At 42.4% G+C, this 20268-nt stretch carries 17 protein-coding genes; 15 read left to right on the forward strand and 2 right to left on the reverse strand.

Annotated features, from left to right (window positions below):
• Positions 1–49: 49 nt before the first annotated feature.
• The 9 genes from murD (at position 50) to P8629_RS02225 (ending at position 11798) form a co-directional block, all read left to right on the forward strand.
• Entirely contained in the window at positions 50–1399 is a 1350-nt protein-coding gene (murD, locus tag P8629_RS02185; RefSeq protein ID WP_278164044.1) for a UDP-N-acetylmuramoyl-L-alanine--D-glutamate ligase, read from the forward strand.
• Between the two features lies 1 nt (position 1400).
• Positions 1401–2570, forward strand: coding sequence for a putative lipid II flippase FtsW (ftsW, locus tag P8629_RS02190; RefSeq protein WP_278164045.1), 1170 nt, complete (start codon positions 1401–1403; stop codon positions 2568–2570).
• Positions 2567–3622, forward strand: a complete 1056-nt coding sequence (murG, locus tag P8629_RS02195) for an undecaprenyldiphospho-muramoylpentapeptide beta-N-acetylglucosaminyltransferase (protein WP_278164047.1) — start codon at positions 2567–2569, stop codon at positions 3620–3622. Before ftsW ends, murG begins: the two co-directional genes overlap by 4 nt.
• Positions 3623–3663: 41 nt before the next feature.
• Positions 3664–4467 (forward strand): SDR family NAD(P)-dependent oxidoreductase, encoded by an 804-nt coding sequence (locus P8629_RS02200; RefSeq protein ID WP_278164048.1) that lies wholly within the window; start codon positions 3664–3666, stop codon positions 4465–4467.
• Positions 4468–4748: 281 nt separating this feature from the next.
• Positions 4749–6773, forward strand: a complete 2025-nt coding sequence (locus tag P8629_RS02205) for a HAMP domain-containing methyl-accepting chemotaxis protein (protein ID WP_278164050.1) — start codon at positions 4749–4751, stop codon at positions 6771–6773.
• A 197-nt stretch (positions 6774–6970) separates the two neighbouring features.
• Positions 6971–7771, forward strand: coding sequence for a prolipoprotein diacylglyceryl transferase (lgt, locus tag P8629_RS02210; protein ID WP_278164051.1), 801 nt, complete (start codon positions 6971–6973; stop codon positions 7769–7771).
• Between the two features lie 48 nt (positions 7772–7819).
• Positions 7820–8653: a thymidylate synthase gene (locus tag P8629_RS02215; protein ID WP_278164053.1), complete on the forward strand. Its 834-nt coding sequence runs from the start codon at positions 7820–7822 to the stop codon at positions 8651–8653.
• Positions 8650–9177: a type 3 dihydrofolate reductase gene (folA, locus tag P8629_RS02220; RefSeq protein ID WP_278164054.1), complete on the forward strand. Its 528-nt coding sequence runs from the start codon at positions 8650–8652 to the stop codon at positions 9175–9177. Before P8629_RS02215 ends, folA begins: the two co-directional genes overlap by 4 nt.
• 155 nt (positions 9178–9332) lie before the next feature.
• Positions 9333–11798: a methyl-accepting chemotaxis protein gene (locus P8629_RS02225; protein ID WP_278164056.1), complete on the forward strand. Its 2466-nt coding sequence runs from the start codon at positions 9333–9335 to the stop codon at positions 11796–11798.
• A gap of 77 nt (positions 11799–11875) precedes the next feature.
• On the opposite strand, the gene P8629_RS02230 is transcribed toward P8629_RS02225, so the two are convergent.
• On the reverse strand, positions 11876–12682 hold the full coding sequence (locus P8629_RS02230; protein WP_278164058.1) for an iron chelate uptake ABC transporter family permease subunit: 807 nt from the start codon (positions 12680–12682) through the stop codon (positions 11876–11878).
• The gene (locus tag P8629_RS02235) at positions 12679–13455 is read right to left on the reverse strand and encodes an ATP-binding cassette domain-containing protein (RefSeq protein WP_278164059.1); all 777 of its coding nucleotides are present in this window, start codon (positions 13453–13455) and stop codon (positions 12679–12681) included. Before P8629_RS02235 ends, P8629_RS02230 begins: the two co-directional genes overlap by 4 nt.
• Before the next feature lie 86 nt (positions 13456–13541).
• Between P8629_RS02235 and P8629_RS02240 the strand changes: the two genes are divergently transcribed.
• From P8629_RS02240 to P8629_RS02265, 6 genes are all read left to right on the forward strand, one after another.
• Positions 13542–14447 (forward strand): zinc ABC transporter substrate-binding protein, encoded by a 906-nt coding sequence (locus tag P8629_RS02240; protein ID WP_278164062.1) that lies wholly within the window; start codon positions 13542–13544, stop codon positions 14445–14447.
• The gene (locus P8629_RS02245; RefSeq protein WP_278164063.1) at positions 14444–15190 is read left to right on the forward strand and encodes a hypothetical protein; all 747 of its coding nucleotides are present in this window, start codon (positions 14444–14446) and stop codon (positions 15188–15190) included. The genes P8629_RS02240 and P8629_RS02245 overlap by 4 nt, the downstream gene beginning before the upstream one ends.
• Before the next feature lie 165 nt (positions 15191–15355).
• Positions 15356–16846, forward strand: a complete 1491-nt coding sequence (gene sufB / locus P8629_RS02250) for a Fe-S cluster assembly protein SufB (protein ID WP_278164064.1) — start codon at positions 15356–15358, stop codon at positions 16844–16846.
• 72 nt (positions 16847–16918) lie between these two features.
• Entirely contained in the window at positions 16919–17701 is a 783-nt protein-coding gene (sufC, locus tag P8629_RS02255) for a Fe-S cluster assembly ATPase SufC (RefSeq protein ID WP_278164066.1), read from the forward strand.
• 8 nt (positions 17702–17709) lie between these two features.
• Complete coding sequence (gene sufD / locus P8629_RS02260; RefSeq protein WP_278164068.1) at positions 17710–19014, forward strand: Fe-S cluster assembly protein SufD; 1305 nt, start codon at positions 17710–17712, stop codon at positions 19012–19014.
• A gap of 38 nt (positions 19015–19052) precedes the next feature.
• Entirely contained in the window at positions 19053–20267 is a 1215-nt protein-coding gene (locus P8629_RS02265) for a cysteine desulfurase (protein WP_278164069.1), read from the forward strand.
• The last annotated feature ends 1 nt before the right edge of the window (position 20268 follow it).

The raw sequence follows: 20268 nt of genomic DNA on the forward strand, positions 1-20268 counted from the left end.
GGAAGTTGCATAGAACGACGAAGTTCAATAAAGAAAAGGATAGGCTAAAGTGTATCTCGTAGCAGGATTAGGATTAACCGGTCAGAGTGTATTAAATTATTTTGCCAGCCAGGGCGAACCCTGCTTTGCTTTGGATACTCGTCCCGAGTTTGATACATCAGAATTGGAAAAGAGTTACCCGGATGTTGAGTTTGCGACGGGAACCTTGCCATCGCACTGGTGTGGAAAAATCACATCAATCGTACTCAGCCCCGGTATTGCTAAATCCGAGCCTTGGGTAAAATATTGCATTAATCAGGGGACAGAAGTGATTGGCGATATAGAGTTGTTTGCCAGAGCCGCCGGTCAACCGATTGTGGCAATAACAGGGTCAAACGGTAAAAGTACGGTTACGACGCTGGTCGCGGAAGCCTTAAAAGAAGCTGGTTATGTTGTCGGGGTGGGTGGGAATATCGGTTGTCCAGCACTGGACTTATTAACCCATGAAACAGACTTTAATGTTTACGTTCTGGAATTATCGAGTTTTCAATTAGAAACCACCTATTCTTTACAAGCGGTTGCTGCCACTGTTCTGAATATTTCAGAAGATCACATGGATCGTTACCTTGCTATTGAAGACTATATTCAAGCCAAAATGACCATTTTAAACAACACAGAACTGGCTGTCATTCCGTTAGATTTTGAACGGGTTGGCATCGCTCGACCAGGAGATGAAGTTCGATTTGGATTAAATTATGCTGAAACGTTACCGCCTAAGGAATATGGCATTGTGATGAAAAATGGCCAGGCCTGGCTAGGGTGGGAAGATCATGCATCCGTTCCAGTTTCATGCATGGCGCAGCAAGGCTTACATCATCAATTAAATGCCTTGGCAATGATGGCGCTTTGTCGACCGTTTGAGTTGTCAGACGCCGTGTTTGAAAAAGTGCTTAAAGCCTTTAAGGGCTTACCGCATCGAACGCAAGTTGTGCTTGAGCAAGACGGCGTTAGCTGGATTAACGATTCGAAAGGCACCAATGTGGGGGCAACGGTCACCGCGATTGAATCGATTCAAGAAACACTGGATGGTCAAGTGATTTTGATTGCGGGGGGTGTGGGCAAAGAAGCAGACTTTAAAGAGCTTGGCAAAGCAGTTGCTGAGTTCTGCGGACACGCTATTTTGTTTGGTCAAGATAAAGCCGTTATCGCTCAACAACTTCCTGCAGAAAAAGTACAATTGGTCGAGACCTTGTCAGAAGCCGTTTTATTGGCAAAACCACTGGCAAAATCAGGAGATGCAGTGTTATTTTCTCCCGCATGTGCAAGCTTTGATCAGTTTAAAAACTATATTGAAAGAGGGAATGCTTTTGAAGCTTTTGTACAGCAATACATTGCCAACGAAGTAGGGAGCGAAAGCTAATATGCCGATACGTGATTGGCGCCAACAAAGCCAAAGATGGCCAATAGATTTTTGGCTCATAGGCGCTCTGGCAGTTCTGGTTACCATTGGGCTTACCATGGTTGCTTCCAGTTCCATTGCTATCAGTGAAAAGCGTTTTGGTGATCCGACACATTATCTGTTGAGACAACTGTTTTCCATGGGGCTGGGCATTATAACCGCTTATATTGTGTTGAAAATTCCACTGTCCTTTTGGCGAAAATATCGCGGGCAACTGTTTATTGTTGGGCTGGTTTTATTGGTCTTAGTGTTAGTGTTCGGGCGTGAAATTAATGGGAGTAAGCGCTGGCTTCCGTTAATTGTGATGAACTTTCAAGTATCGGAATTTATGAAAATAGCCGTGGTTGTCTTTATGGCCGGGTATTTAGATCGCCACGCCACTGCGGTTAGAGAGAGTTTCGAGGCGGTTATTCGTCTCGCCTTACCTTTTGGGGTTATGGCGATATTACTTTTATTGGAGCCGGATTTCGGAAGCACGTTTGTGATTGCCGTGATTATTACCGGGATGCTGTTGATTGCCGGCGCGCCTTGGCGCTTTTTTGTCATGACCGTTTTGCCGATTGCTACCTTGTTGGTCATGATGGTCATTACCTCTCCTTACAGAATGGCGAGGGTGACGAACTTTTTGGATCCATGGTCGGATCCTTTTGGGCATGGCTATCAGTTGACACAGGCCTTGATTGCGTCCGGGCGTGGAGAGTGGTTTGGTGTCGGGGTTGGTGAAAGTGTACAAAAGCTGTTGTATTTGCCTGATGCGCATACCGACTTTTTGTTTTCCATCTTTGCAGAAGAGTATGGCTTGATTGGTGTTATTTGTTTGGCATTGTTATATGTAACCATTCTTTATCGCTGTTTTAGAATTGGGCGAAAAGCCTTTAATCAAACTGAGTATTTTGGTGGGTTGATTGCCTACGGTGTTGGGATTTGGATTGTATTACAAGCCATGATTAATATGGGGGTAAACCTTGGACTATTTCCGACGAAGGGATTGACCTTACCCCTTATGAGTTATGGGGGGTCAAGTGCCTTGATGTTGTTTATCGGGTTAGCGATTGTGTTAAGAGTCGACTTGGAAACACGACAAGCAGTTTTAGAACAAGGCTTGGGTGACAGTCAGCGTGGTGCACGATGAAAAAAATTCTAATTATGGCAGGTGGTACAGGGGGGCATGTTTTCCCTGGCTTGGTTTTGGCAGAAGCTTTAGCCGATAAACAAGTGAAAACGGTTTGGCTTGGGACGCGCAATGGCATGGAAAAACAATGGGTCGATGCTGCCAATATTCCTTTTTATACTATTTCAATTAAAGGCCTGCGTGGTAATGGTCTCTTAGGCTGGTTAAAGGCACCATTAAATGTGTTTAAAGCTTGGCGACAAGCTCGGCGCATTATTCGCCAAGAAGCACCTGATTTGGTGTTAGGGATGGGAGGCTTTGTTTGTGGACCTGGGGGTTTGGCAGCGTTATCCTTAAGAAAGCCACTGGTATTGCATGAACAAAACGCCATACCGGGATTAACCAATAAGTTGTTGGCTCCTTTTGCCAAAAAAGTGATTTGTGCTTTTCCTCAAACAAAAATAAAAGGCAAACAGGTGGAGGTGATTGGAAACCCTGTTAGAACAGGGTTAGAAAGCTTGCCTCTCGTACAAGCACATTCTCCTCGCCGTCTGTTAGTATTGGGCGGCAGCCGAGGTGCGTTGGCTTTAAATGAAATGGTGCCAAAAGCATTGGCGCTGCTGTCTGAATCCCAACGGCCTCAAGTAATCCATCAGACAGGGCAAAAAACATTAGACCAAGCGCAGTCCTTCTATCAGGCTGCAAATGTTGCCGCCGAAGTTGTGCCGTTTATTGATGATATGGTTTCCGCGTACCAGCAGGCAGATCTGGTTATCTGTCGCTCGGGTGCATTGACGGTTTCGGAATTAATGGCAGCCGCGCGTCCAGCGATATTAGTCCCGTTTCCTTTTGCAGTGGATGATCACCAGACCATGAATGCGCAAGCATTGGTTAACTTAAATGGCGGTGAAATTCTTCAGCAGGCAGATATGACGCCTGAGTTACTGGCAGCAAGAATCCAATTTTGGATGGCTGATGGTCACTGCGAAACCGCATCGCAATCCATCAAGGCTTCAGCTCAACAGTCGGCCAAAGAAAAAATTGTCGATGTACTGTTGAATCTGTCTAACTGATTCCCTTAAATCTTATAAAAAATTAATTCGTTAGAGGCGTTATGCAAAAGACACAAGCTCAATTTCCAGATTTGAAAGGAAAGCGTATTTTAATCACAGGCGCGTCCAGCGGAATTGGAGCGGGGATGGCATTGGCCTTAGCCCGAGCGGGTAGTCGACTGGTGTTGCATTACAATCGTAATGAAATAGGCATTGAAAAAACCTATCAAACAGTGACGGAATTGGGTGCGGAGGCTCAGTTGTTACAGTGTGATTTTAAAAACCTAACAACCATCCCAGCTTTTTTTGACCAGGCCTGGCAAGTTTTTGAGGGATTGGATGGGCTGGTTAATAATGCGGGTATTATCACTAAATCATTAAGTTTAAAAGATAAGACTGGACAGCAATTTAACAATACGATTGCAGTGAATCTACAAGCCCCGTATTTATTGAGTACACATTTTGCTGATGCGTGTAAAACCGCGCAACAGGAGGGTGTGATTGTGAATAATAGCAGTGTTCATGGGCAAGCGACTTGTGAGTGGTTTGCCGCTTATGCGGCATCCAAAGCAGGCTTGGATGCGATGATGAAAGTCCATGCGGTGGAATGGGGGCAATATGGCATTCGTGTCAATAGTTTGGCACCTGGTGTCGTGCCCGTCGAAAGAACGTTTGATGTGCTCTATGAACCGGCAATGGAGAAGAAATGGGTTGGTGCCATGCCAGCAGGTCGTTACGGTTCGGTCGAAGACATGGGCGCGACGACGGCGTTTTTATTGTCGGATGTCTCCGAATGGATGACTGGGTCTGTTCTAACGATGGACGGAGGATTGATTGCCCGAGGTCATTATCCTTATCGTGATTAAGCTGTGATTAAAAAAGTTAAAAAGCGGTATTTTTTACCGTTTTTTTGACAGGGGCAGAACGCTAAGTTTAATGTGTATCAAGTTGTCTCTTAAAAAAACCACTTTTAAGTGGTTTTTTTGTATCATCTAAAATCTCATTGTGGCAGGCCTGGTGGTTTTTTTAGTGTTACCCGGTTTGATTCGAAGTGGTAGGCAGAGTATTTATTTTTAATGAATTGTTGTTGATGGCATTGGGTTTGCTTGATGTTGCATAATCTAACTGTTTCAAAGATGGAATTTGCATGGAAAAGTTTCTACAAAAATTGACTATAAAACAAAAGATGCGTTTTGGTTTCGGCGTGATTTGGGTAGTGTTAGCGATCATTACCATACAGGCGGCAGTCAACCTGTTTATTGTGCGGGAAAATGTTAAGGAAGTGGTGGAAGTAAAACAACCCATCGCCTTGCAGGCCAATGAAATGACAAATGCCCTGGAAAAAAGTATGAATGCGTTAAGCATGTATATGCTGACCAATGATCCAGAAAACCTAAGATCTTATGCAAAAGGGATTGAGAACTCTGAAGAAATATTAGCTAAGCTCAATTCTAAAGTCAGTGCTAACCAATCAAAAGAAGATGAAGAAGTTTTAGATCGAATTCTGAATGATTTATCACAGTTACCCGCTTTTGTTGAACAGGTTCAGGAGTTGCAATCCGATCGAAATAAGAAGTTTCCAGCTTTTGCTTTTGTGAATCAAGAAATGATGCCGTCTGCTATTTTGATTCAACAGCAAATCGGTTTAATGATTGATTCAGAATTGGTGGATTTGAATTCAAATCGTAAACCGATTATTGATGCATTATTAAACCTGCAAAAAGATTGGTTAAATGTTTTGAGTGGTTTAAGAGGGTATGTGGCATTTCGAAATGAATCAATGGCTGCAGACACAGAAAATTATCTAAATTCCGTTGAAAAAGGATTGGAATATCTTGCAACACAATCTCGATTTGAATTGACTCTGGAAGAAGAGGATGGGATTGAAAGAACACGTGCAGAGTATGAAAAATATCGTGAAAACTTCATGACGCTTAAGCGTATTCACCAAGGACCTAAGTGGCGTATGGATACTTGGTTAATGGAAAATAAAATCAAGCCATTATTTAATTCTTTGGAAACTGATTTAGAGCATATTTCAGAAAGCTCAGTTACACAAATGCAAGATACCAGCCAGGAAGTGGTTGATAGTACCCTGCGTAATCTAATTTTATTGTTGAGTTTATCGGTATTTGGCCAGTTGATTGGGATGATTATCTCTCGTAAAGTGACTAACTCCGTCGTGAAACCCGTTATTCGTTCTGCAAATGCCATGAAAGACATTGCTTATGGAGAAGGGGATTTGACTCGTCGATTACATGCAGATGGTAAAGATGAGTTGGCGGATCTAGCTCGTTATTTTAATGAATTTATTAGTAAGATCCAGTCGACCCTGAAAGAGGTTACGGAAACAGTAAGCGAGCTAGAAGTGTCTTCAAGAGGCTTGTTGGAAGTGACGCATGAAACGAAAGAAGGTGTGGAGCAACAACTGGAAGCGTCACAGCGACTCAGTCGTTCCATGATTACCATGTCTGAAAAAGCGAAAAGCGTCGAAGATCATTCCCATAATACTTCTCGTGCAACCGATCAGGCTGCGGCGCGAGTTAAAGAAGGGGGTGAAGTTGTTCAAGGGGCTGCTCAGAATATTCGCAATATCTCAGAAGGGATGGAAAAAATCACGCAAGCGGTTATGCAATTGAATGATGATAGCCAAACCATCAGTACGGTGATTAATGTCATTCGTGAAATTGCCGAACAAACCAATTTGCTTGCGCTGAATGCTGCCATTGAGGCGGCGCGAGCGGGTGAACATGGACGAGGGTTTGCGGTGGTTGCTGATGAGGTTCGAGGATTGGCGCAGCGTACACAAGAATCCACGGTTCAGATTGAACGTGTTATCGAAAAAATTCGTAAGGCGACAAATGAAACCGTTAAAGTGGTTGAAGTAGGGCGTGATACCACGCAGGCAGGGTATGACTCAGTAATGAAGGTTGAGCGCGTATTGAGCCCAGTGGTGATCTTAATGGATGATATTAATAAGATGAGTTCAGAAATGCTGACATCCGCTCAATCTCAAACAGCGTTAGCGGGTGAAGTGAATGAACATATTAATCAAATTCATGGTGTTACTGAAAGAACGGTAGAAGGGGCTGCCAATACCGAATCTTCCAGTAACCGTTTACAGCAGTTGGCGGATAAACTGGATAGACTGGTTCACCAATTTAAGATTTAACCTCGATTTAAGGGCGCTTACTGAATAGCGTTTCAATAGAAAAAGGCTTAACCCAATCAAATTGATTGAAATGGGTTAGGCCTTTTTTGTTTTTAATATAAAGAAACTGATGAGTTTTTGTACGGATTATCAGGTTGCTAGCCTTTTCCCATAACAATCGGTATGATTGACCTCATTTTAAAAAGAGTTAATTTTTTATGTGGACCTATCCCGAAATTGATCCGGTTGCTTTAACACTTGGGCCTTTGCAAATTCATTGGTACGGCTTAATGTATTTGGCTGGCTTTGCATTTTTCTGGGGATATGGAAGCTATAAGGCAAAGTTCTCTGAACACTGGACAGCAGATCGTGTGGGAGATTTCCTGTTTTATGGCGCGTTGGGCGTGATTCTGGGTGGACGAATTGGTTATATTCTGTTTTATGACTTGGCTCATTACATTGACTATCCATTGGATGTTTTCCAGGTCTGGAAAGGAGGGATGTCTTTTCATGGTGGCTTGATTGGTGTCATGGCCGCGATGTGGTTGTTTGCTCGTAAGATGCAGGTCTCTCTTCTGGTCGTGGCTGATTTTGTCGCACCGATGGTGCCAGTTGGATTGTTTTTCGGCCGTATCGGCAATTTTATCAATGGAGAGTTATGGGGAAAGGTCACCGAATCTTCATTTGGAATGAAAGTGAATGATCCAACGTTGAATATGGTCGTGAGTAAATATCCTACACAGCTTTTAGAAGCATTTTTGGAAGGGCTTGTCTTATTTACGGTACTCATGCTTTATACAAAAACGCCACGCCCTTTGGGGGCTGTTTCAGGCTTGTTTATAGGTCTGTATGGTCTCTTCCGTTTCTTTGTTGAATTTTTTCGCCAGCCCGATCCTCAGCTTGGTTACTTATTTTGGGGATGGGTCACAATGGGACAACTCTTATCATTACCGATGATTTTAATTGGGATCGGCTTAGTGGTTTGGGCGTACCGCAAAAATCGAGTAATGAACCCTTAAACTTAAATGATTAACCGCTTGAATGACTTGAAGAATAATGAGGTCTGAATGAAACAATATCTTGAATTACTAAAACACATTACAGAAACAGGTGTCGCGAAAGGCGATCGAACTGGCACGGGAACACGTTCGGTTTTTGGGTATCAGATGCGTTTTAATTTAGAAGATGGCTTTCCTTTGGTAACGACTAAGAAGCTTCATCTAAAATCCATTGTGTATGAGTTGCTTTGGTTTTTGAAGGGGGACACCAATAATCAGTACTTAAAAGAACATGGCGTGCGCATCTGGGATGAGTGGGCGACTGAAACCGGTGATTTAGGGCCTATTTACGGTAAGCAATGGGTGGCCTGGGAAAAACCAAATGGCGAAACGATTAATCAGATTGAAGAAGTGATTCAGACTTTAAAAAATAACCCTAATAGTCGTCGCATGCTTGTTTCTGCTTGGAACCCTGCGGACTTACCCGATGAGTCGATGAGTCCACAAGAAAATGTTAAGCAAGGACGGATGGCGCTTGCAACGTGCCATGCCTTCTTCCAGTTTTATGTTGCCAATGGCAAATTATCTTGCCAGCTTTACCAGCGCAGTGCCGATACTTTCTTAGGCGTGCCATTCAATATTGCCAGTTATGCATTATTAACCCATATGGTTGCCCAACAGGCAGATTTAGAGGTTGGGGAGTTTGTCTGGACAGGCGGAGATGTTCATTTGTATAACAATACCTTAGAGCAAGCTGAGCTTCAGATGTCACGTGCGCCTTATGCACTACCACAGTTAAAAATTAAACGGAAACCATCCTCGATTTTTGAGTATGAGTTTGATGACTTTGAAATTGAAGGGTATGAATCTCATCCTCATATCAAAGCAGTGGTGTCGGTATGAGTATTGCTTTAAAAGAAATAACTAAAGACATGAATCTCTCGTTGATTGCAGCGATGGATAAAAACCGGGTTATTGGGGCAGATAATGACATGCCATGGCATTTGCCAGATGACTTGAAGTTTTTTAAAGCCAATACTTTAAATAAACCTGTCGTGATGGGGCGAAAAACATTTGAATCGATTGGCTCTCGACCCTTACCGAATAGACGTAATTTGGTTATTACGCGCAATGCCGACTATGAAGCGAAAGGAGTCGAGGTTTTTCATTCTGTTGAAGAGGCATTGAAAACATGTTCTTCAGACGAAGAAGTCATTATTATGGGGGGAGGGCAACTGTATGCGCAGATGATGCCTTTTGCCAATAAATTATATGTAACTTTAGTTGAGGCAGATGTGGAAGGAGATACGATTTTTCCGGAATGGTTAGCAGAAGAGTGGCAAGAAATTAGCAAAGAAAGGCATGACAAAGATGAACGCCATGCCTATGCATTTGAATTTATGACACTAATTCGAAAAACAGCTTAATTTTTCCAGTATAAGCAAATCGTTTTATAAACCACCCTCATTTTTATTATAAATATAATCAATCAAGTAAATGGCCGCTATTGAATAGAATGGGGCTAAGAAACCCCTGCCAGAGTGGGATATGTATTTTTTAGTATTATCGGATAAAGGTCAAAATGGGAATTAAAACTCGGATGTTCATTGGCATATTTGGTGCCATATTATTTTTGCTGGTATCCAATTTGGTCGCACAGTATATTTTTGGTCAGACTTCGAAAACGGTTAATGAAGTGGTGAATGAAAACCAAGTTAAAGTGACGCTGTTGAACGAGCTGAAAAATTTAACAGATGAACGTGCGATTCTGTCTAGAGATTTGGTTTTGACTGAGAAAGAAGACGTTATTAAGGCGACTAAAAAACGCCTTTCTGAAACGCGTAATGAGATTGGGGATGTTTTTTCGAGCTTAGAAAAGATGCATTTGGATGCGAAAGAACAAGCCTTTTTTGAAGCGATTCAGCAAAATGTAGTAGCGGCGAATGTTTCATTTGGTAGTTTCATGGTGATGGTCGATGAAGACTTCAAAATAGATGCGGCTGAGATTTTGATGGGCGAGTTTGGTGATAAATACCAAGCCTTTACCGATATTGTTGCCGATTTTAAGCAATATGAAGAGCAAAAGAACACGGTTGCCGTCCAAGAATTGGCTGAGCAAGAACACATAGGGGTGATTTCTTTATGGAGCGTGTTAGGTGTGAGTGTTCTCATTTTCTCAGTTGCAGGTTTTTTTGTAGCTCGAAGCTTCCTGAAGCCGATTATCGCTATGCGTGAAACCATGACCAGAATCACACAATCGGGTGAACTGAATCATCGCGTTGAGATCTTTTCGAAAGATGAACTGGGTGAAACCTCCGTTGCCATTAATAATTTATTAGAGACGATTCATGGCGCCATTAGTGACGTCAATGGTTTGATGGGAGAAGTCTCTCAAGGGATCTTTGAACGGACTATTGAGCATGAATATAAAGGCGATTTCTTAACGTTGAAGAATGGCGTTAACCAATCGGTGGTTCAAATTCATAATATGGTGTTAATGTTAAGAGATACTGCCAATAATCTTCGAAATGGCGTGCTTGAACCTGTTAAGTCTAATGATACCGTATTGAGTGGTGATTACGCTGATGTGATGAATGATATTGAAGTGTCTATGAATCGTATTGGTGAGACTGTTCAAGATATTTCAAGAACGTTAGAGTCTTTGTCTCGTGGTGATTTTTCTAAGCGCGTGACGGCTGAAGCCAGAGGCGAGTTTGTGACCTTGAAAGACGCCATTAATACCACTGTGGAAGGGCTAGAAGCCTTTGTGGAGGAAGTGGCATTGGTTCAAACGAGCATCAGTGAAGGGGATTTGACCAAGCTGGTGGCAGGAACTTACCACGGCAAGATGGCGGTTTTAAAGGACACGTTAAACAGTTCTACCCGAAATATTTCAGAAATGATTGGCAAGGTAGGATCTGTAACGCGTTTGGTAGCCGATGAGTCTAGAAGTATTGCTGATGGCAGTGAATCAATTTCGACCCGAATTCAACAACAAACGGTTTCATTGGAAAGAACCTCGACGCAAATGATGCAGATGACGAATACCGTTCGGAGTAATGCCGACAGTGCGAATAATGCCAATCATATGACGCAGGATGCTCAACAGAAGTTGACCGAAGGCGTTCAGATTATGCAAAAAGCGCTGGAATCAATGGATCAGATGAGTGAAGCCAGTCAAAAAATCAACGATATTATTACTTTGATTGACGGGATTGCCTTCCAGACCAACTTGCTGGCACTTAACGCGGCTGTGGAAGCAGCGAGAGCGGGGGATCATGGTCGAGGATTTGCTGTCGTGGCTGGTGAAGTACGAAACTTAGCTGGGAAGTCATCCGATGCCGCGTCAGAAATTAAGAAATTAATTGAAAATTCGGTCGCTATCAGCGACCAAAGTGGTCACTATGTTAAAGAAACCAGTGATGCTTTATCACAGTTGAACGCCTCAATGGGTGAGATATCAGCAATGATTTCTACCATTGCAAAAGCCAGTAATGAACAAGCAATTGGGATTGATGATGTCAGTCAGGCAATCAGTGAGATGGATTCTACAACGCAGCAAAATGCTGGCTTGGTTGAAGAAGCCGCAGCAGGCAGTCAGGACTTATTACAACAGTCGTCAGACTTGCTGAGTTTGGTTCGTGAATTTAAAGTGGATAACCAGCTGGTGCAACGCATTGAGCGTACCCAGCAATCTGAATCAGCCAAAGAACTTGAAAAAATGGTACAGGCGCATTTGGCATGGAAGTCTAAAATCAGAGCGTTTGTCGATGGAATGGATATCGGCGTGACTTATGAAACTGCAACGGATCCGACAGCCTGTGCCTTAGGTCAGTGGTACTATGGCGAAGGGCAGGTTTATGGTGACCTGCCGTTGATGCAAAAACTTGGCGAAGAACATAAAGAAATGCATCTCGGTATTAAGAAAGTGATGGATGCTAAAGAAATCGGTGATGAAGAGATGGTCGAAGCAGGGTTGGCTCAAGTCGACAAGCAATCTGAGGTGGTTGTTGATCTTCTGTCTCAGTTAATGGATGAAGTTGGTTAACCATTTTAATATTAATTCACCTTTGTTCTAAAGTTAAAAAGCCATTGAATCCTCAATGGCTTTTTTGTTTTTACGGTCTAAACATTTTCTTTTTTAAGTAAGCTGACGACGAAAATCAATGTCGCAACCGTGACAATGCTTGGACCGGTTGGTATGTCCCATAAAATGGATCCCAACAAGCCAAACAAAATGGAGAAAAGACCAAAAATGATACTGAATACCAACATCCGCTCAGGAGAACTGGCGAATTTTCTGGCGGCGGCTGCTGGAATAATTAATAAAGAGGTAATCAGTAAAACCCCCACAATCTTCATTGCCACTGCAATTAATAAAGCGAGTAACAGAACATAATAAAGCTGAACTTTCTGCGTCGGGACGCCTTCGATTTGCGCGAGCTCTGCATTCAGTGTGGCGTTCAGTAAATCATGCCAATGAAACCAGAAAAATAGACTGACCAGAGCGCCCAATAGCAGGATAAATATTAAATCGGTTGAATCTATACTTAGAATATCTCCGAATAAGTAAGAAAAGATATCTATTTGAACCTGAGACTGCAGGCTGAGCATGATTAACCCAATGGCCAGGGTGCTATGTGCCAAAATCCCTAGTAACGTATCCGATGAAAGCCGGGTTTTTTCTTTTAAAAAATGAATGCCAAGCGCGACAGCCAGTGAGATCAAAACTACTGCCACGGTAAGGTTGAGTTCAATAAACAACCCAAAGCTGACTCCGAGCAAGGCCGAATGTGCTAGCGCGGCGCCAAAGTAAGATTGTTTTTGCCAGACCATAAAAACGCCAAGTGGTGCAGCGATTAAAGCGATTAAAACACCCCCCAGTAGAGCAAGCAGTAAAAATAGAGGAGGGTTCAGTAGCCAATCTATCATGTGTCTGTGTGTCCGTGTGTATGCGAGCAAACGCGGTCATCATGATGGTGTTCATAAAGCGCGACTTCTTCAAAGCCCTGGCCAAATATTTCTTGAAAAGCGGGGTTTCCAGAGACGGCTTGTGGCAGGCCGGAGCAGCATACGTGTTGATTTAAGCACAAGACCTTATTCGTGCTTTTCATGACGATATGTAAATCGTGACTGACCATCAAGACGCCGCAGCCATATTTTTGACGAATCTCACTAATATAGTGATAAAGTTCGGTTTGTCCTTGTAAGTCAACCCCTTGAACCGGTTCATCTAAAATCAACAGTTCGGGTTGTCTGAGTAACGCTCTAGCGAGCAAAATGCGTTGCATTTCTCCACCGGAGACTTGTTGAATTGGATGGTTTAACAAATCGTTTAACTTCAGGTCATTAATGATTTCATAGAGCTCTGTGGTATCATTCGCTTTTTTGTTAAACAGGTTTTGTGAGCGGCGCGCTAACCCTAATTCTAAAAAACGTTGAACGCTTAAGGGCATTGATGCATCGACCTGTATTTTTTGGGGCATAAACCCAATACGCAATCCTGCTTTACGATGAACTTGCCCTGAAGAGGGTTGGATCAGGTTTAATAAAATTTTTAGCAGGGTCGATTTTCCTGCCCCATTGGGACCAATAAGAGTCACGATTTCATTAGGATGGAGTGTCAAAGAAATATCGTTGAGAACGGTTTTATCGCCGTAGGCATGGTTGATATTCTTTGCGGTAATTAAAGGTGTTGTTGTCATAGTCTTTATTCTAATGGATGGACAGAAAAATAGGAACTTCTACTCAATAATGTTTGGTATTACTTAGATTAAGTAAAGAGGTATTTGTGAAACACTTAGTTTTTCTGATGGGGTTGTTCATGAGTTTACAAGCTCAGGCAATACAAGTTACGGTAACGATTCCGCCTTTAGCCGCGTTAGTTCAGCCCTATCTCAGTAAAGGGGACCGATTAGTAGTGCTATTGCCCTATGGGTCGTCTCCGCACCATTTTCAGTTTCGTCCATCTCATCTCAAAGCGCTCTATGATGCCGATTTGATTTTGACCGTCGGTAACACGGTGGATCTTTGGGCGAAAAAACCGATTCAACAGGTTTTAAAACAAAATGTCCATACCCGTCATATCGCGATGCAAAAACAGCCAGGCCTGGCTGTTTTACCCAGCCGTGAACAGGTGCTTTTAGAAGAGCATTCTAAAGAGGCATTAACGCAACATCATCATGATCATATAGACCCTCATATCTGGTTGTCGATTAAAAATGCCACTTTGATGCTAAAAGCCATCGGGCAGGCCTGGCAAGATTTAAAGCCCTCTGAAGCGCAAGAAACAGCGGATAAAACAAAACAGATATTGTCAGAGCTGGACCAGCTAGACCACGAGATTAAAGGGTTATTGAAACCGGTCAAAAACGTGCCCTACCTAGTGTTGCATGATGCATTTTATTATTTTGAAAAGCCTTATGGGTTGAATAACCTAGGAACGATTCAGGTCTCTACAGAGGTCAAGCCAGGGATTAAGCGTGTTTTACAGTTAAGGCAACTGATTGAAAAAGCAAAAGTTCAATGCGTTTTTAAAGAGCCTCAGTTTTCCGACAATCAGTTGACTTATATTATCAGTGGATTGAACGTGAAAATTGGGTCGCTGGACCCGATGGGGCGATTCGAGTCGTCGAAAAATTATGTTGATTTTATGAAGGCTTTAGCCATGCAGTATGAGGAGTGTTTAGCACGATGACTCAAGCGATTTTATTGACAGGGTTACCGGGGGTAGGGAAGACTCGCTTTAAATTTGAATTTGAGAAGCAGTCATCATCAGTACCCGTTTTTGAATTGGATTTGACCAGCACGCTTTCGCCCGACTTAAGATCGTTTCAATCATGTAAAGTTTGGTGCTTGATTGATATCCGATCTAAGTTAGACAGTGCAGAGGCGGAGCAAGTTTTAAAGCAAATGCTGGTACAGAGTTCTGGTGTTATTTTAAGTTTTGTCGATCAGGCTGATCTGGTGACACAATCTTATTGGCAAAGCTGGTTAGCAAAGAATATTGGCGATCAAGAACTGCTTCCCCGTTTTCGTTGGTTTTCAACAGGGTTGCCTTCCGATTGGGATTGGCAGAATTTTGGAAGTGCTGTTTCAGTTGATGAAATATTTAAGTCACTGAAAACGCTCTCTCCTTTAGCGCATTATGAAAGCATGCACTTTGTTTATGATTATACGCAAGGTGCGCATTTAACCAATCTTGATCATCTGTTGTTAGGGTTGGATGCTTCAAAACAAAACCTGGGAATGAAGCTCTGGCGAGTGCAAGGCGTTGTAAAAACCACGGAATATGTTAATCCGGTGGCGCTTGAAGGAACGGTAAATCGCTGGGATACTTTTGCTGGTGAGCTTGAAAATGAATCGGGTTGGCTGAAAATCGAAGGATTGAATTTAGATAAGGAGTGGTTGCAACAAATTATGGATGCCAGTTTGTTGTGATGATGGTGTTTATTAAGCCAATTGAAATATTAAGGAAAAACCCGTATTTGCTTGGAAAACAAGGTGTTTCAACGTTTTCCTTTTGATAATAACAGTGGACAAAAAAGTAATTTCCGACTAGAATGGTCAGAAATTAAATTAGGTTAGTTGAAAACGAATATTAAGATGTCAGAAGCTACTCAATATCAAGAAATAAATGATTTGCTCAGCAAGAATAAAGGCTATAAAGAAGGCTTTTATACGCAAACGACGGTTGAGACCTTTGAAAAAGGGCTCAATGAAACCGTTGTTCGTGCGATTTCGGCTAAAAAAAATGAACCACAATGGATGTTGGATTTTCGTTTAAAGGCCTTTGAACATTGGAAAACCATGAAAGAGCCGCACTGGGCGAAAGCTGAATACGAGCCTTTAGATTATCAGGACTACAGTTATTATTCTGCACCTGATTGTTCTGCTTGTGGTGATCATTGTCAAACGGATGGGGCAGATGCAGCAGAACCTGAAATGGACCCTGAAGTAGCAAAAGCGTTTGCTGCGCTAGGGGTGCCTGTTTATGGCGATGAGACGTCAGAAAAAACCAATATTGCGGTTGATGCGATTTTTGATTCGGTCTCAGTCTCGACAACCAAGCGAGAAGACCTTGCTAAACTAGGCATTATCTTTTGCTCGTTTTCAGAAGCGGTCCAAGATTATCCTGAATTGGTTCAAAAGTATTTAGGGTCGGTTGTTCCTTATCATGATAACTATTTTGCTGCCTTGAATTCCGCAGTCGCCTCCGATGGTACCTTTGTTTATATTCCAGAAGGGGTTCGGTCTCCAATCGATCTTTCAACTTATTTCCGTATCAATGAAGCCAAAACGGGACAGTTTGAAAGAACGATTCTGATTGCTGAAAAAGACAGTTATGTCAGTTATTTAGAAGGCTGTTCAGCGCCGGTTCGTGATACCTATCAATTACATGCTGCGGTGGTAGAGGTAATTGTGCATGAAAATGCAGAAGTGAAATACTCAACCGTTCAGAACTGGTATCCAGGGGATGAAGATTGTGAAGGGGGGATTTTGAATTTCGTGACCAAGCGAGGTGTTTGTGAAGGTGCAAATTCAAAACTATCCTGGACGCAAGCAGAAACAGGGTCAGCCATTACGTGGAAGTATCCAAGTTGTGTCTTAAAAGGCGATAACTCAATTGGCGAGTTTTATTCTGTGGCATTGACAAACCGACGTCAGCAAGCTGATACCGGAACAAAGATGATTCATATTGGTAAAAACACGCGTAGCACGATTATTTCAAAAGGCCTGTCTGCGGGTAAATCTGATAATACCTACCGTGGGTTGGTTAAAATCTTACCAACCGCGGAAGGGGCAAGAAATTTTACCCAGTGTGATTCCATGTTGATTGGTAATCAGTGTGGGGCGCATACCTTTCCGTATATCGAAGTTGAAAATCCAACTGCGAAGATGGAGCATGAGGCGACCACTTCTCGAATTGGTGAAGATCAGCTTTTTTATTGTCAGCAACGTGGTATCAGTGAGCAAGATGCGATTTCCATGATTGTAAACGGCTTCTGTAAAGAAGTCTTCAGTGAATTGCCATTGGAATTTGCGCAAGAAGCAGAAGAATTATTAGCCGTTAGTCTAGAAGGGTCAGTTGGATAAGACATTTATCCAAAAGGCCTATTTCCCCTTATTTTAGAAACGCAAACCTCTTAACGTTTAGAGAGAGAAAAAATGTTATTAAAAGTTGAAAATTTACACGCACAAGTTGCTGAAGATGAAAGTAAGCAGATTCTGAAAGGGCTAAATCTTGAAGTTAAGCCTGGTGAAGTGCATGCCATTATGGGACCCAATGGTGCGGGTAAAAGTACGTTATCCAGTGTTTTGGCAGGTCGAGAAGACTATGAAGTGACTGAAGGCCATGCAACTTTTGACGGTGAAGATTTGTTAGAGCTTGATCCGGAAGATCGTGCTCGTAAAGGGGTTTTCTTGGCGTTTCAGTATCCTGTTGAAATCCCGGGTGTAAGTAATAAATTATTTATGCAAACTGCAGTAAATGCGATTCGTGAAGAAAAAGGTCTGCCTGCACTTGATATGTTTGATTTTGATGAATATGCGCAATCAAAAATCGAGTTGCTGAACATGCGCAAAGATTTGTTGGACCGTTCTGTGAATGTTGGTTTTTCCGGTGGTGAAAAGAAGCGTAATGATATTTTTCAAATGGCATTATTAGAGCCGAAGTTATGTATTTTGGATGAAACTGACTCCGGGCTGGATATTGATGCTATGAAAGTTGTCGCCAATGGGGTGAACTCTCTGAGATCTGAGGATAGAAGCTTTATTGTAGTGACACATTACCAACGCCTTTTAAATTATATCAAGCCAGATCATGTCCATGTTTTATATGATGGAAAAATTATAAAGTCAGGCGGTTTTGAACTGGTTCATGAGCTTGAAGAGAAAGGATATGACGATATTATTCAAGCGCATAACGCAATCCAAACAAATTCTAAATAGGGTGGAACATGACTTTAGCTGCGACGCCTAAAATGAGCCCTGCGGCTCGCCAGTTGCTAGATCAGCTGGTAGCCGAATCTCAAAAGTTGAATGAACAAACCGAAGCGGAAGCGCTGATAGAGAAAAGACAAGCTGCTCAAGAAAAAATTTTGAGCCAAGGGTTGCCAACTCGAAAAGATGAAGATTGGCAGTACACTGCTTTAATGCCACTTTTTAAGCATACTTTTGAGGTTAAATCAGCCAAATCCGTTACGTTGACTGAAATTCAACCCTTTTTGCCAGAACTCGATGCGATTCGTTTGACGTTTATTGACGGTGTTTTTTCAGAAGAGCTTTCTGCTGGTTTTGATTTTATTCCGGAAGCATTGTCGATTGAAATGGCTGATGCCGATGCGATTCAATCCATTAACTTAGCAGAACAAGCAGATGCTTTTCAGTTAATGAATGAAATGCTGTTAGATCAGGGGTTGACGCTTTCTCTAGAAAAAGGACAAGCGTTACAAGTACCGCTCCATATCTTGCATGTGCAAACACAGTCAGAGCAATTGATTAATCTGCGAACACAGATTGATCTGGCGGAAAATTCTGAGATGATGTTGATTCAGCAGTTTGTTTCGTTAGACGATGGGCAAAGTGCTTTGGTTAATGATTTGGTAAAAGTAACCGTCGCAGACAATGCACGGTTTAAACAAATTGTGTTGCAAGATATGAACGCTGATAGTTTTTATTTTGCGAATCAGTTTTTTGAACAAGCCGCTTCTTCCGTGATTGAAACTAACTATGTCGGGTTAGGCTGTGAGATTTCGCGTCATCAAAACTACTTGATGATGTTAGGTGAACATGCTGAAAGTATGCAGAATTCGATTGGCTTAGGCACTGGAAAGCAGGTTATTGATTCTCGTACTTCAACAACGCATCAAGCAGCGCACTGTGACAGTCGTCAGTTGCATAAATTGGTTTTGGATGACCAGTCAAGAGGGGTGTTCAACGGCATGATTCATGTTGTGAAAGGGGCGCAGAAAACTGACGGTCAAATGGATAATAAAAACTTATTGTTATCAAAAACTGCAAAAGTCGACGCTAAGCCACAATTGGAAATTTATGCAGATGATGTGAAGTGTTCACATGGGTGTGCTTCAGGTCAGATTGATGAGCAGCAAGTATTTTATGCGCAAGCTCGAGGGATTCGTAAAGCGGATGCCTTGCAGTTGATTACGCGCGCGTTTTTGTTGGAACCGTTAGAAAGTGTTTCTAATTTAGCTTTACGTAATTGGTTAACAGAAATTATTAGTCGTAAATTGGCAAAGCAATAATACGATTATTTTATCCACCTACTTTAAGATATTAATACATGAAATTTTCTGATATTAGAGATGCTTTTCCCATTCTGAAATTACAGGAAAATGGCCAACCATTAGTCTATTTGGATAGCGGTGCGACCTCTCAGAAGCCTTTAAAAGTTATTGAAGCGCTTGATCATTATTACCGTGAAGAAAATGCCAATGTGCATCGCGGTGTCTATGGATTAAGTGAACGCGCCACAGAAGCTTATGAAGGCGCTCGTAAAAAAGTTCAGCACTTCTTAAATGCTCAGTCGACTAAAGAAATCGTCTTTGTTCGAGGCACGACAGAAGCGATTAACCTTGTGGCTCAGACTTGGGGGCGAGAAAATTTAGCTGCGGGTGATGAAGTTTTAATTACCGAAATGGAGCATCACTCCAATATTGTTCCGTGGCAGTTGTTAAGAGACCAAATTGGCATTAAGTTAGTGATCGTGCCAATCAATGACCAAGGGGAAATGAGTCTGACGGATTATAAAGCTTTGTTGTCAGAGAAGACAAAGCTGGTTTCTGTCGTTCATATGTCAAATGCGCTTGGTACGATTAACCCAGTTAAAGAAATGACAGCGCTAGCCCATGACGCTGGTGCTAAAGTGTTACTGGATGGTGCGCAAGCCGTTCCCCATATGGCAGTAGATGTTCAGTCGTTAGATTGTGATTTTTATGCCTTCTCCGCTCATAAAATGTATGGTCCGACCGGTATTGGTGTGCTCTATGGTAAAGAAGCGTTATTAGATGAAATGCCTCCTTATCAGGGAGGTGGCGACATGATTTACTCAGTGACCTTTGATAAAACTGAATACAATGAATTGCCATATAAATTCGAAGCCGGTACGCCTCATATTGCAGGTGGGATTGGTTTGGGTGCTGCTGTCGATTTTATGCTGGAGATCGGTTTGGAAAAAATTGCTGAGTATGAAAATCAGCTATTGATTGAAGCAACCGAAAAATTACAACAAATCGACGGCTTGAAAATTATTGGTCAGGCAGCCAACAAGGGAGGGGTTATCTCTTTTGTGATTGATGGGGTTCACCCACATGATATGGCGACGTTGATGGATCAGGATGGTATCGCTGTTCGAGCCAGTCACCATTGCGCCATGCCTGTTATGCAGCACTTTGACGTGCCGGCTACCATTCGAGCTTCTTTTGGTGTCTATAACAACTCTGAAGATATTGATCGTTTGATTGGCTCTATTAAAGAAGCGGTTGATATGCTAGTATAAC

Origin of the sequence: Hydrogenovibrio sp. 3SP14C1 (assembly GCF_029625905.1) — a bacterium.
Lineage (GTDB): Bacteria > Pseudomonadota > Gammaproteobacteria > Thiomicrospirales > Thiomicrospiraceae > Hydrogenovibrio.

Coding starts and splice junctions, on each gene's coding strand:
- P8629_RS02245 (WP_278164063.1), top strand. CDS start 14,444: ATGACTCAAGCGATTTTATTGACAGGGTTACCGGGGGTAGGGAAGACT.
- lgt (WP_278164051.1), top strand. CDS start 6,971: ATGTGGACCTATCCCGAAATTGATCCGGTTGCTTTAACACTTGGGCCT.
- P8629_RS02225 (WP_278164056.1), top strand. CDS start 9,333: ATGGGAATTAAAACTCGGATGTTCATTGGCATATTTGGTGCCATATTA.
- P8629_RS02205 (WP_278164050.1), top strand. CDS start 4,749: ATGGAAAAGTTTCTACAAAAATTGACTATAAAACAAAAGATGCGTTTT.
- sufB (WP_278164064.1), top strand. CDS start 15,356: ATGTCAGAAGCTACTCAATATCAAGAAATAAATGATTTGCTCAGCAAG.
- P8629_RS02235 (WP_278164059.1), bottom strand. CDS start 13,455: ATGACAACAACACCTTTAATTACCGCAAAGAATATCAACCATGCCTAC.
- P8629_RS02265 (WP_278164069.1), top strand. CDS start 19,053: ATGAAATTTTCTGATATTAGAGATGCTTTTCCCATTCTGAAATTACAG.
- ftsW (WP_278164045.1), top strand. CDS start 1,401: ATGCCGATACGTGATTGGCGCCAACAAAGCCAAAGATGGCCAATAGAT.
- P8629_RS02230 (WP_278164058.1), bottom strand. CDS start 12,682: ATGATAGATTGGCTACTGAACCCTCCTCTATTTTTACTGCTTGCTCTA.
- sufD (WP_278164068.1), top strand. CDS start 17,710: ATGACTTTAGCTGCGACGCCTAAAATGAGCCCTGCGGCTCGCCAGTTG.
- P8629_RS02200 (WP_278164048.1), top strand. CDS start 3,664: ATGCAAAAGACACAAGCTCAATTTCCAGATTTGAAAGGAAAGCGTATT.
- folA (WP_278164054.1), top strand. CDS start 8,650: ATGAGTATTGCTTTAAAAGAAATAACTAAAGACATGAATCTCTCGTTG.
- sufC (WP_278164066.1), top strand. CDS start 16,919: ATGTTATTAAAAGTTGAAAATTTACACGCACAAGTTGCTGAAGATGAA.
- P8629_RS02215 (WP_278164053.1), top strand. CDS start 7,820: ATGAAACAATATCTTGAATTACTAAAACACATTACAGAAACAGGTGTC.
- murG (WP_278164047.1), top strand. CDS start 2,567: ATGAAAAAAATTCTAATTATGGCAGGTGGTACAGGGGGGCATGTTTTC.